This is a genomic window from Flavobacterium magnum, from assembly GCF_003055625.1.
Taxonomy (GTDB): domain Bacteria; phylum Bacteroidota; class Bacteroidia; order Flavobacteriales; family Flavobacteriaceae; genus Flavobacterium; species Flavobacterium magnum.
Window position 1 is genome coordinate 2414971 of record NZ_CP028811.1, and the last position, 13160, is coordinate 2428130.

The window sequence follows — 13160 nt, forward strand, 5'->3', positions numbered from 1 at the left end:
TAACATTAACATTTCAGCGGAGTCGTAATGTTTAATTTTGGAAAAATATAAAACCTTACTTTATGAGAAAATTATTTATTGTAGCCACATTGATGTGTGTGACCTGGATCACTGCTCAGGTAAAAACGCCTGCGCCGAGTCCGAAAGCCCATGTAGAACAGGTCGTTGGCCTGACCGATGTGACGGTAGACTATTCAAGGCCGGGTGTGAAAGGCCGTACAATATTTGGCGACCTGGTTCCTTTCGGGAAACTTTGGCGTACCGGAGCCAATGCGAACACCACTATCAATTTCAGCGAAGACGTGGTCATCGACGGAAAGACGCTTAAAAAAGGGAAATATGCGCTGTACACGACTCCAAAAGCAGACAATTGGGAAGTCATTTTCTACAGCTCAACCGACAATTGGGGTACGCCCGAGACCTGGGACGATTCCAAAGTAGCACTTAAAACAATGGCTAAACCAGAAATGCTGAACCGCATGGTAGAGAGTTTGACTATCGGTATCAACGGACTGGACAACAATTACGGTATGCTTGAAATCTCCTGGGAGAAAACAATAGTGGCCGTCAAATTTGAAGTGCCTACCAAAAAGACGGCAACCGAAAGCATCAAAAAAGCGCTGGCCGGTCCGACAGGAGATGACTACTTTTCTGCTGCACAATATTATTTTCAATCGGGTGACGACATGAAGATGGCTTTGGAGTACATCAATAAAGCGTTGGAATTGAAGCAGCCGAATCCGTTTTGGTACACCCGCCAGAAATCACTGATCCAGGCGAAACTTGGTGACAAGAAAGGCGCGATCGAAACCGCTAAAATTTCGCTCGCTGCCGCTGAAGCCGCTAAAAATGCCGACTACGTGAAAATGAACAAGGACAGTATCTCAGAGTGGAGCAAGAAGTAACTCCGAGTGACCTTCCCGAAATTATAAAGAGCTGTTGCATTTGCGACAGCTTTTTTATTTAGGGCTGATCGGTACTGCAGACTGGTTTTCGGGAGATGGACTGAAAAGCAATCGACAGCAAAAGCGTGAGTACCGCGCCAATGAAATTAAGCCACAGGTAACCCAGTTTTTCCTGGCCTTCAGGATAAATGTGGATGGCATAATAATAGATCACGAAAATGATCAGCTGGCTGATTACGGCACTGCGGAAAATCGCTGCCGACTTTACGAATTTAACATAAAAGCCCACAAGGAATATCCCCAGGACGGTGCCGTAAAAGATCGAGCCGACGATGTTCACCAATTGGATCAGATTTACGAATAAACTTCCCACACAGGCAAAGGCGATAGCTACCGCGCCCCACATTATCGTGAAGAATTTGCCGGCATTGACAAAGTGTTTGTCGGGTTTCTCAGTAGTCAGGTTGCGCTTGTAGAGGTCAATCACTGTCGTTGATGCCAGGGCATTCAAGCCTGAAGCAGTTGACGACATCGCCGCGCAGAGTATCACTGCGAGCAACAGTCCGATAAATCCTCGCGGCAGGTAATTGACGATATAGTATATGAACACATAATCGGCATCGCTTGATTTCTCTTTGCCCTGGGCCTTCCCGATGAGTTCCTGGCCTTTTGTCCGGAGTTGTTTTTCCTGTGTATTGAGTGCTCTGATTTCGGCATTTAATTTTGGATCGGCGTCATTGCGTCGCGCCAACGCCAGCACAGCAAGTTTCTTTTTTTTATTCAATTGTGAAAGTTCGGTTTCCAATTGCTGATAATCGCCCGCAAATGCGGAATTCGCGACGATCGCTTTACCATTCGGGTTGAAATTCAACGGTACCTCGCGGAATTGGAAAAACACGAAAACCATCACGCCCGTAAGCAGGATGAAAAACTGCATCGGCACTTTCATGATGCCGTTCAGGATCAGTCCCATCTGGCTTTCGCGGATTGATTTCCCGGAAAGATAGCGTTGTACCTGTGACTGGTCTGTGCCGAAATAGGAAAGCATCAGGAACAGTCCGCCGGTGATGCCGCTCCAGAATGTATAGCGGCTTTTCGGATCATAAGAAAAGTCAAGAATGTCCATCTTGCCGCTCGCGCCTGCGATTTTCAGAGCCTTTCCGAAAGTAATATCTCCAGGTAGCGCATGCAGGATCAGGTAAAATGCGACACCCATACCGCTCATGATGATGAACATTTGTTGTTTATGGGTTACATTGACTGCTTTGGTCCCGCCGGAGAAAGTATACAAAATTACCAATGTCCCGATGCCAATAATCATCTTGTTAAGGTCCCACCCCAAAATAGTGGAAAGGATGATTGCGGGCGCATAAATGGTAATGCCCGTTCCGAGGCCACGCTGGACAAGGAATAGAATCGCCGCGAGCGTCCGGGTTTTCATATCAAACCGACGTTCAAGGAATTCATATGCCGTATATACCCTGAGTTTATGGTATATCGGGATGAAAGTGTAGCAGATAATAACCATGGCAAGGGGCAGGCCGAAGTAAAATTGAACAAATCCCATGCCGCTGTCGTAAGCCTGTCCCGGCGTCGACAAGAAAGTAATGGCACTGGCCTGCGTTGCCATCACTGAAATCCCGACAGTATACCAAGGCGTTTCATTGTTGCCCAGGATGTATTCATCCACGTTTTTGCTGCCGGTCGTTTTCCAGACGCCATAAAACACGATGAACAAAAGCGTGGCAATCAGTACAATCCAGTCAATTGATTCCATTTAGGCAGCATAACGCATTAGTAAATAAAACACCAGGATGTAGCACGCATTGGCAATCAATACGGCGGAATAGCTTTTTTTCCATCGGGGTTTGTCGTCCGTCATATGCTATTTTTTTAAAGAGATTAGATTGGCCATCAGCCTGTAAGCCCCTGAAACGCCTTCCGGCAATTCCCTGAAGAAACTGAGTCCGGTATAAATGTAATGCCCTTTTCCATAATTGGCGATAAGCAACGCACCGTTTTTAGCCGTTTCGCCCTTGTCGTTGGACGAGAGGATTGGGGTGAATGCTTTGTCCCATTCATTCGGGTAGTACAAACCCTGTTCCTGTCGCCAGCCCTCAAAGTCCCTCGCAGTAATTTTATTCGGGGAATTGAGTACGGGTGATTCGGGATTCAGGAACCGTACAGGTGCATTTTCCTCGGTCACCCGGTCCCGCGATAACTTCAACGGGAACGGCGCAATCTTATCGGTAACCAAATCATCTGTAGTGTTGTATTGCACGATCATCGTTTTGCCTTCTTTCACAAAATCGAAAAGCACGTCCTGTTTCAATGATAGTGCCTGTGCGACATTGTAAGCGCGGATGCCGGTCATGGCGACGTCGAAACCGGCCAGTTTTTCCTTGGAGATTTCTTCCGGTTTGATCACGGTGACATCATAACCCATCTGGATCAGGCTTTTCGGGACTTCATCGCCCACACCCATAATATAGGCGATCTTTTCACTGCCTGTTTTTATATCCAGCCTGATGAAACGCGCCTCAGCCGGCTTAAGCACCTGTTGCCTTGAGATGTGGTCGTATTTGATGTTGACCTGTTCCTGGCTGAACGTCTTCCCATCAATCATGGCTACGGCTTTGGCCACAGCTTCAGCACCTCCAGCCGGTGGAAATACTTCAAAAGTGAACGACTGCTCGGAACCCTTCTTACTCAAATCGAAAGCCGATTGGGACGGAATCACTTTCCAGTCCGGCGGCAGGTTCAGCGACACATTTCCTTTCACGTTATCCTTTCCGGATTGGATACGCACGTCAACCAGTTTCGGCTTTTTTGTATTGAAGATCGTAACTTTATTCGAGATGGAAACCGAAACGTCCGGCACGATGTCGAAAGGGCGGAATATCTCGCCTTTCGCGTCGTCATTGAATTTGTACGTGATTTCTTTTTCAAAAGGAAGGTCGGTGCCATTGATGCGGATGTTAAAAACAGCCTTCAATTCCCGGATTACATCAGGCTTTCCGATGTTTTGCTGGTCATTCACGCGGTACATTCCTACGGTTCCCTTTTCATCGAGCCAATACGGCTGTGTGTAGGCGGATTGGGCGCCGATTTCAAGTTCCTGCTCCAGTGTGAACGGGAAATTGTTTTTGAGCGCTACACCCTGGGAGATTGTTTTTTGCGCGGGTAAAAATGTGACCGATGAGAGCGTCATATCAACTGCGCTCCTGTTGGTAGCTTCCATCTTTACTTTGATTTTGCTGCCCGGCGTGGCTTCCTGAATGTTGGTGACCGCCTCAAGGTACAGTCCGGCGCAACCTGCAATTATTTCCTTTATTTCTTCTGATTTTATGGCTTTCCAATGCGCTTCATCCAATGCCTGGATCATTTGATAGGCCTTAACAAGATCGGGGATACTCGCCGATGGATTTGTGAAATCGAAATTTTTCTCCACTGCAGCAAGCAACAAGCCAATAGGCTTTCCCCCTTGAACGCGGTTCCAGGACGTATCGATGCCGTCAAAAATATCAGACTTATTTTCTGGTTTGTCGCCATTAATAAATTCGAGGTACTCGGTTTCCTCACCGCGCGTCCCTGTGCTTCCAAACCCCTGCGACTGGTGGCGGCTGCGGCTCAATGCGGCAATTTCCTGGTTTGATTTACCCAGCATGGGGAAGTACACTCCCGTTTGCAGGCTGTACATATTGGTTTTGTCGGCCTGATCGAATTTTTCCTTACTACCGTAAAACCACCACGACGTATTGAAAAACATGCGTTTCGGTTGCCATGGCTTTACATATTCTAGTTGGTCAGCATAAGAATTCGGGTTGTTCGCCAGATTAAAACTCTCAAAGCTCAGCATCGCCGAAGCGGTGTGGTGGCCATGGGTAGTGCCCGGCGTACGATGGTCAAAACGATTGATGATCACATCAGGCTGAAACTTCCTGATTTGCCAGATGATGTCGCTTAATACTTGCGCTTTATCCCATATGGCCAACGTTTCATCAGGATTTTTAGAGTAGCCGAAATCGTTGGCGCGCGAGAAAAATTGTTCGCCGCCGTCGATTTTCCTGGCCTCAAGCAATTCCTGGGTGCGGATGGTGCCGAGTAATTCCCTTAATTCAGCCCCGATAAGGTTTTGCCCACCGTCGCCACGCGTCAGTGAGAGGTAACCTGTGCGGTATTTTCTTTCGTTAGCGTAATAGGAAATCAGACGCGTATTTTCGTCATCAGGATGGGCAGCGATGTACAGTACGGTCCCCAAGACATTAAGTTTCTGGATTTGGGCGTAGATGTCGGCGACGTTAGGTTTTACCGGCTGTTGTGCCTGCGCGCCGGTTTGACATAGTAAAGTAAGCAGGAATAAGAGACTGATTTTACGCATTTCGGGATTCATTTTCGATGGTCGCCAAATATACCAATTATATCAACCCCATAGCCTGATTGGATTTTGTTTAACAAAAAAAGGGCTGTCTCAATCGAGACAACCCTTTGCTTTCAGGTAGGCTGCATTTAATGATGTCCGTGACCCTTCCCGTGTTTTTTTCCATGTCCTTTTCCGTGTTTGTGTTCCGTGTACACGACAGGCCTTTTCACGACAACCGGAGCATACTGCGCATAATGTTTCTTGTAATATATGTATGGCCTGTTACCCCTGTAATCGCTTATTTTCACCTTGCGACATTTTTCATAAGAGTAATTCTTGTATTTCCCAGGCAGGTATTTGGCCCTGATCCATTTATTGTTTGTCCGGTAAATGTAACGCTTCGTTGAAATGTCATAATAAGAAGCGTAATCAGGAAGGTAGTAATACCTCACAATCACTGGTTTTGGTGTGGGTTCCACTACAGTAGGATTCACGTTTACGGTGATCTGCGCGTGCGCTGCAGCCGTAAAAAACAGCAATAGCAATATTAATTTCGTTGTTCTCATAATTTATTTCTTTTAAGATTGTCACCAGACTGTTGTGATTCTGGATGGTTTAAAGCTTGGAAAATACTCCCACGTGTATGCTCCGCAAAAAGGGTATCGCTTCTTCACAGGCGTGCTTTTCGCACTTACCTTTCTTGAGGATAGGACCTAGACCACGTTCTACGTCGTCACAAAATGTCAGGATATTAAATTTTAGGCTTACAGCAGCAGGATCAACAGCAAGATAATGATAATGATCGCACCTACTGACAGGTACACACCGCCATTGGTAGTACGCAGTTCTGATTTGATTGCACGGACTTCCTTGCGCAGCGCCTTTCTTTCAGCACGAGATAAATCCGACTTATCCATAGCCTTGATTTCCTCAAGACGATCTGTCAATAATTTGACACGTGCCGGCATTTCATTTGTAGGGTCAGCGGTTAACGTGGTGGTAACCGGAGTCGATGCGTACGTTACAGTGGGTGTAATGGCAAGTGTAAACAGCATCATCATCAAATAAAGAGTTGACTTTTTCATTTCAGTATAGTATTGGTTAAACAATTAGTGAGTGTAAATTTCGATTTGTTTTGCGTGAAACGCCTTACGGAATTATTGGGAATGGTTGTATAATTTAAACACGGAATACAACGACCTATCTTTCTTGTCCCAGTTCAATGTTTTTTCATTACACATGACAGAACTTTGTACTGTAATTGAAACACAAACTCATGGAAACAAATCATAAAAATGCCGTTCTGCATAAAGCCAACACCCGTGGCTACGCAAACCACGGGTGGCTCGAATCATACCATACCTTTAGCTTTGCCGGCTACAACAATCCGGAGCGCGTACACTTCGGTGTACTTCGGGTACTCAACGACGACCGCGTAAACGGTGGGATGGGTTTCGGCACGCACCCGCACCACGACATGGAAATTATTTCGATCCCACTGGAAGGCGACCTTGAACATAAAGACAGTATGGGGAATCTTGCCGTCATCCGCAAAGGCGACATCCAGGTTATGAGCGCGGGCAGCGGTATTTCGCACAGCGAATATAACAGGAACGAGGGCGAAGCGGTAAAATTCCTGCAGATTTGGGTAATACCCAACCAAAGGGGTGTCACACCGCGCTACGATCAGGTAACTTTAAATCCTGCGGACCGACACAACAATTTGCAGCAGGTAGTTTCGCCAAAAGCAGATGATAAGGGTGTGTGGATCCACCAGGATGCCTGGTTTCACCTCGGTGAATTTGATAAGGACGTCAAGACTTCGTACAATATTAAGAAGGAAGGAAACGGGGTGTATGCTTTCATTCTTAAAGGAAGTTTCACCATTGACGGCCAGGTGCTGGATACAAGAGACGGTTTTGGCATCACGGGGGTGGATTCGATTGATATCTCATCCCTTTCCGACGGCGCTGAAATCCTGTTGATGGAAGTCCCGATGCAATTGCCGGTCTTTTAAATTGGGAAATTCTGCGTCACATCGCTTGCAACGCCAAAAATGCCGGAATCAACTTTCGATACCAACTAATAAATAACAATCAAATAATTCAATTAATATGTCAACAACTAAATGGGTCATCGACCCCACACACTCAGAAATCGGATTTAAAGTGAAACACATGATGTTTACGAACGTTTCCGGAAAATTCGACAAATTCGACGCCGCTATCGAAACCGAAGGCGATCATTTTGAAAATGCCAAAGTCCATTTTACCGGCCAGACGGATTCCATCAACACCGGAAATGCAGACCGTGACAACCATTTGCGCAGTGCCGACTTCTTCAACGCCGAACAATTCCCGGAAATGAAGTTTGAATCAAATTCATTTACGAAAATTACCGAAGGCGACTACGAACTGCACGGCAACCTGACACTGCACGGCGAGACCAAACCGGTGCGCCTGGCGGTAGAATTTGGTGGGCTCATGAAAGATCCGTGGGGAAACACCAAGGCGGGGCTTTCAATCACGGGTAAGCTCAACCGCAAGGATTGGGGCCTAACCTGGAATGCCGCGCTCGAAACCGGCGGCGTGCTTGTAAGTGAGGAAGTGAAACTCGCGATCGAGCTGCAATTCATTAAACAATAAAGTTACCTTTGTGTATGGTTCACGGTTCAGGGCCTTACCGCCTTGGACCGTAAATTTTATACTTTTTTTGAAATGCCTTACGACAGATACAATTTCCATAAACACACTTTTTGCATTTTTGAGGAAAGACCCTTGGCGGAAATCTCCGGCCTCAGGGCAAACCACATCAGCAGGTCAGGAAGCAGTTATTTTTTTACAACGAATGGCGTATACCGATTGTCAGACCATTGGGGCCGTGCGGCGCAATGCAAGTGGCGGCTGGAATCGCGCGAAAAGAAAAGCGGATTACGGCTGGGTTTTGCGCTCTGGACGGCGTTTCATCCCGACAACGCTACCGACAAAATTTATTTTATCCACTATGACATCGCAAGTAGCACGGTGTCTTATCAGCATAAAAATCAACTCAACCCCGACGAAACGAAGGCATTATTTTCCGCCACAGACGTTACCAAAAGAATCCGCGAGATCCGAAAACTGCTGGCCTCAGAAGGGTGGGCGCGGCATTTTGAAACGGACATAACGTGGTTACGCGAAACCCTGATACTTGCCATCACATCGGAAGGCAAAACACTCCAACAGGCCAAAACAGGATTATTAAGATAATAAGACTATCTTTGCGCCCTGTTTTACAGCAATAAGGCTGTAGCAAACCATTTTATGCAATTTGAAGACCTTTCGTTATCCAACAATATACAACGCGCTGTAGCCGATATGGGCTATACCAGCCCTACGCCGATTCAGCAACAGGCAATACCCATCGTACTCGACGGCCGTGACCTCATAGGCTGCGCACAGACAGGTACTGGAAAGACCGCTGCGTTTGCCATCCCAATCATCCACCATTTGCATAGGCTGGTGGGTTCCGGCAGCAAGTTGAAGCACATCCGTGCATTGGTCGTGACCCCGACGAGGGAACTGGCGGTACAGATTGGGCAGAATTTTGATGATTATGCAAAATATACCAATATCCGCCAGCTGACCATTTTTGGCGGCGTGTCACAAATTCCGCAGGTTGAGCAGCTGCGCAAGGGCATCGACGTGCTGATTGCGACTCCGGGCAGGCTCCTCGATTTGCACAAACAGGGTTTTATCAACCTTGACCACCTGCATTCGCTGGTATTGGATGAAGCCGACCAGATGCTCGATATGGGCTTCATCAACGATGTGAAAAAAATCGTGAAACTGACCCCGAATAACCGGCAGACGTTGCTTTTTTCGGCTACGATGCCAATAGCGATCCGAGAGCTGGCGGAGATGTTCCTGAAAGATCCGGCTACGGTATCAGTGACGCCCGTGTCTTCTACGGCCGAAAAAGTAAACCAGAAAATCTATTTTGTCGATAAAACCGAGAAGAGGAATTTGCTGTACCACCTGATACGGAATGAAAACCTGCATGATGTGTTGGTCTTTTCGCGCACCAAACATGGGGCCGATAATGTCGTCAAAGCCCTTCGCAAACGTGGCGTTGCGGCAGAAGCCATCCACGGAGACAAGTCGCAGAGTGCGCGCCAGCGTGTGCTGGATGCATTCAAGAACAAGGAAGTGGGTGTACTTGTAGCCACAGATATTGCGGCGCGTGGCATCGATATAGACCAATTGCCTTACGTAATCAACTTTGATTTACCGAATATACCCGAAACCTATGTGCACCGCATCGGGAGGACAGGCCGCGCAGGCAATGCGGGCGAAGCCATTTCATTCTGCAGTAAAGACGAACACGGGTATTGGAAGGACATCCAGAAACTGATTAAGGTCGACGTCCAGGTCATTTCCGACCATCCCTGGCCGTGGCATGAGGGTGAGCCTACAGCGGAAGAAAAGCCTGCCGCTAATTCCAACCGCAGTGGCGGCAGACACAAAAATTCAAGGAAATCTGCAGGATCAAAGCAAAACAAAAAGCGTTGGTATTAATCTAAACGGCTTTGTTCTCAGCTTGAAAGTCAATAGTGCTGCGCTGGAGCCGGCTGCCTATTGAACCGTACCCTTACAATCTTATTCTTGCCCGCGGCAAAAGCAACAGAATCATTCTGAAACCGAATGGTATATAGCTCTTTGTCTTTCAGCAATTGCGTCCAGTTTTTTCCCGAGTCAGCAGAATATTGAAGTCCTGATGCGCCAACGCAGACGAGTTGCCTGGCGTCGCCGTGAGGGACGTATTGCACACAAGATGCGTATCCAAAACCCTGACCCTCAGCAACGGGTTCCCAGGTTTTTCCGCCATCAACGGTAACAGCCTTGTTGCTAATGGTTTGGGTTGGACTTTCATAATCGCCACCGGCAATAAATCCATTTTTTTCATCATAAAAATCGGCTGTAAAAATCCCTGTCATGGACTTCCCCTGTACGATGGGTGTATTGTATACTTCCCAGTTTTTCCCTTTGTCGGTAGAGCGGAACAGGCGGGCTTTTTTTCCACCCGAGACCATCCACGCATGCTTCCCTTTTATTATGAGGTTGGTGTTGCTGGCAGCAAACGCAGCCTCACCCTCACTGATGGCTGGAAGTTTATCGCATGGTAACTTTGTCCATGAATTTCCACCGTCCCGGGTTACAATAACCGAGAGGCATTTGCCCGTTGGATCGCCCATCGCTATGCCTTCCAGGTCATTAAAAAACTGCATGCTGTCGTAAAATGCTTTGGAATCGTCTTCATGATATACCAGCTTCACCTGTCTGCCGTCTTTCGAAATTCTATACAGCAGCGCCGGACTTCCCGCATTCAGGATAAAAACATGCTCTTTGGTTTTGGCAATACTGCGGAATTCCGGGGTTATCGTGTCAAGTGCGATGTGCCCGTTGAACATTTTCTTTTTTTCAATATCATAAAATCCATATTTACCTCCATTCGCGGCGTACCACATATTGTTCCCATCAAAAACTACAGCGCGTATCGAAATGCTGTCGGCGAAAACGGTATCTACGGTTGCCGACGCGAAAAAGCCTTGGGCTGCTTTTTCCGGAGAAGCCACTTTTGGAGTGTTTTTTTTGCAGTAAATTAGTAATGAGGCGATTAGGATTATAAGAATCTGTTTTTTCATTTCCGAGGAGTTTAGACGGATTAAATTTAAGGCTTTTGCCATTGGTTTGCACCAGAAACACGGGGTCAAAATCGCGGCATATTTAAAATTTCGTTAATTTTGTACCTTTAAATTCTATTTATGGGCTCACATAAAAGCCACCTCAACAAACTTACGTTGGGTGGATTACTCGTCACGCTGGGAATTATTTACGGTGATATCGGAACATCTCCACTTTACGTAATGAAGGCCATAGTCGGTGACGACCCAATCGCCGCTGATGTGGTGCTGGGCGGCATCTCTTGTATATTCTGGACGCTCACGCTGCAGACAACGATTAAATATGTCATTATTACGCTCAACGCCGATAACAATGGGGAAGGTGGGATTTTTGCTTTATATGCGCTCGTGCGGCGTACAAAGGTGAAATGGCTTATCGTACCGGCTGTGATAGGAGGGAGCGCCCTGCTCGCCGACGGCATCATCACACCGCCGATTTCAGTTTCCTCCGCAGTGGAAGGGCTCAATACATTCTATCCGGGGCTTGACACTGTGCCGTATGTAATAGCAATCTTGATTATCCTGTTTTCGATACAGCAGTTTGGGACAAACCTCGTTGGAAAATTTTTCGCACCGTTGATGTTGATCTGGTTCTCTATGCTCGGCGTATTGGGTGTTTCTATGATTTACGGCCATGCCGAGATTTTCAAGGCACTAAACCCCTATTACGCATACGAATTACTCGTGGCTCATCCCGATGGAATCTTTCTTTTAGGCGCGGTATTCCTTTGTACGACGGGTGCGGAGGCATTATATTCAGATATGGGGCACTGTGGCCGTAAAAACATCAGGGTGAGCTGGATATTCGTAAAGACGATGCTGGTCTTGAATTACTTTGGCCAGGCCGCTTATCTGATGGCGCACCAAGGCGAAAAGTTGGTAAATCTGGGTCGTGGTAATAATGGCAACCCGTTTTATCTTATCATGCCCGATTGGTTCCAGCCTTTCGGAATTGTCATTGCTACGATGGCGGCTGTAATCGCTTCACAGGCGTTGATCAGCGGCTCCTTCACTTTAATCAACGAGGCCATGCGGCTGAGTTTTTGGCCGAAAGTCCGGATAAAATATCCATCCGACCATAAAGGTCAGCTTTACATACCTTCTATTAACTGGCTGTTGCTCACCGGCTGTATCATGGTTGTATGGCATTTTGAGGAATCGAGTAAAATGGAAGCTGCTTACGGCCTGTCCATCGTGTTGTGCATGATCATGACCACGGTGCTGCTCAATTACTTTATGATCATGAAACGCATAAAATGGTATTTTATCGGTGCAATCATCACGCTGTACCTCGCAATTGAATTCGCTTTCCTTTTTGCGAATATCCAGAAATTCCGGGAAGGCGGTTACGTTACGGTTTTCATTGCGCTCGCGTTGATAGGAATAATGGCCACGTGGTACCGCGCTAAGAAAATCAGCAAGAATTACACTAAAATGGTTAAGATCGAAAACTATAAGAAAGTACTTAACGAACTTAGTTCTGATTTGACGATTCCTAAGTATGCCACGCATTTGGTGTATATGACCAATTCGGCCCGCACGGATGAAATTGAGGAGAAAGTACTCTACTCAATCTTACAGAAACGCCCGAAGCGCGCTGACCTGTACTGGTTCATCCACGTGAATATCCTCAACGAGCCATATAAGACAGAGTATAAAGTAACCGAAATTATCAAGGATGACTTAATCCGAATTGACTTTAATCTGGGTTTCCGTGAACCGACTAAAATCAATATCATGTTCAAGGAAGTCGTGAAGGATTTGGTAAAGAACGGTGAAGTAGACATTACCAGCCGATATGATTCGTTGAGTCGGAACAACATTATCGGGGACTTCAAGTTTGTCCTTTCGGAAAAATTTCTTTCAAATGACAGCGAAATGCGCTGGGATGAGAAAATTATCATGAACACCTATTTCTTTTTTAAGAAGTTAAGCTTGTCGGAAGAGAAAGCGTTTGGGCTGGACAGCAGTTCAGTCAAAATTGAAAAATTTCCGATGGTGCTTCACCCGCCGGAGAGCATCTGTATGAAGCGCGTTCATAATAATCATTAATACGTTTGGTAAAATTTGTTGAATTTTGGAATGACTTTAGTTAAATAAATACTAAATGCGTCATTTCCGATAAACATTTCCTGAATTTTATCGTCTAGTTGTTAAATCAGATAATTAA

11 protein-coding genes are annotated in these 13160 nt (G+C 46.5%); 6 read left to right on the forward strand and 5 right to left on the reverse strand.

Annotated elements, in window-relative coordinates; genetic code table 11:
- Window positions 1–62: 62 nt before the first annotated feature.
- Complete coding sequence (locus HYN48_RS10130; RefSeq protein WP_108371323.1) at window positions 63–905, forward strand: DUF2911 domain-containing protein; 843 nt, start codon at window positions 63–65, stop codon at window positions 903–905.
- Window positions 906–963: 58 nt separating this feature from the next.
- On the opposite strand, the gene HYN48_RS10135 is transcribed toward HYN48_RS10130, so the two are convergent.
- The 4 genes from HYN48_RS10135 to HYN48_RS10150 all read right to left on the reverse strand — a co-directional run bounded on the left by HYN48_RS10135 (window position 964) and on the right by HYN48_RS10150 (window position 6353).
- The gene (locus HYN48_RS10135) at window positions 964–2682 is read right to left on the reverse strand and encodes a sodium:solute symporter family protein (RefSeq protein WP_108371325.1); all 1719 of its coding nucleotides are present in this window, start codon (window positions 2680–2682) and stop codon (window positions 964–966) included.
- 108 nt (window positions 2683–2790) lie between these two features.
- On the reverse strand, window positions 2791–5286 hold the full coding sequence (locus tag HYN48_RS10140) for a PIG-L family deacetylase (RefSeq protein WP_108373540.1): 2496 nt from the start codon (window positions 5284–5286) through the stop codon (window positions 2791–2793).
- Window positions 5287–5414: 128 nt separating this feature from the next.
- Window positions 5415–5834, reverse strand: coding sequence for a hypothetical protein (locus HYN48_RS10145; RefSeq protein ID WP_146171764.1), 420 nt, complete (start codon window positions 5832–5834; stop codon window positions 5415–5417).
- A 198-nt stretch (window positions 5835–6032) separates the two neighbouring features.
- The gene (locus HYN48_RS10150) at window positions 6033–6353 is read right to left on the reverse strand and encodes a hypothetical protein (RefSeq protein WP_108371330.1); all 321 of its coding nucleotides are present in this window, start codon (window positions 6351–6353) and stop codon (window positions 6033–6035) included.
- Window positions 6354–6544: 191 nt separating this feature from the next.
- Between HYN48_RS10150 and HYN48_RS10155 the strand changes: the two genes are divergently transcribed.
- From HYN48_RS10155 to HYN48_RS10170, 4 genes are all read left to right on the forward strand, one after another.
- Window positions 6545–7285: a pirin family protein gene (locus HYN48_RS10155; protein ID WP_108371332.1), complete on the forward strand. Its 741-nt coding sequence runs from the start codon at window positions 6545–6547 to the stop codon at window positions 7283–7285.
- 97 nt (window positions 7286–7382) lie between these two features.
- Window positions 7383–7913: a YceI family protein gene (locus HYN48_RS10160; protein ID WP_108371334.1), complete on the forward strand. Its 531-nt coding sequence runs from the start codon at window positions 7383–7385 to the stop codon at window positions 7911–7913.
- A 72-nt stretch (window positions 7914–7985) separates the two neighbouring features.
- Window positions 7986–8516, forward strand: a complete 531-nt coding sequence (locus HYN48_RS10165; RefSeq protein ID WP_146171765.1) for a hypothetical protein — start codon at window positions 7986–7988, stop codon at window positions 8514–8516.
- A gap of 54 nt (window positions 8517–8570) precedes the next feature.
- Window positions 8571–9824 carry a DEAD/DEAH box helicase gene (locus HYN48_RS10170; RefSeq protein ID WP_108371338.1) on the forward strand — a complete coding sequence of 418 codons (1254 nt, stop codon included), beginning with the start codon at window positions 8571–8573 and terminating at the stop codon, window positions 9822–9824.
- A gap of 29 nt (window positions 9825–9853) precedes the next feature.
- Here HYN48_RS10170 and HYN48_RS10175 read toward each other — a convergent pair whose 3' ends face one another.
- Window positions 9854–10951, reverse strand: a complete 1098-nt coding sequence (locus HYN48_RS10175; protein WP_108373542.1) for a beta propeller repeat protein — start codon at window positions 10949–10951, stop codon at window positions 9854–9856.
- A 120-nt stretch (window positions 10952–11071) separates the two neighbouring features.
- On the opposite strand from HYN48_RS10175, the gene HYN48_RS10180 reads away from it, so the two are divergent.
- Entirely contained in the window at window positions 11072–13042 is a 1971-nt protein-coding gene (locus tag HYN48_RS10180) for a KUP/HAK/KT family potassium transporter (RefSeq protein ID WP_108371340.1), read from the forward strand.
- Window positions 13043–13160 lie beyond the last annotated feature (118 nt).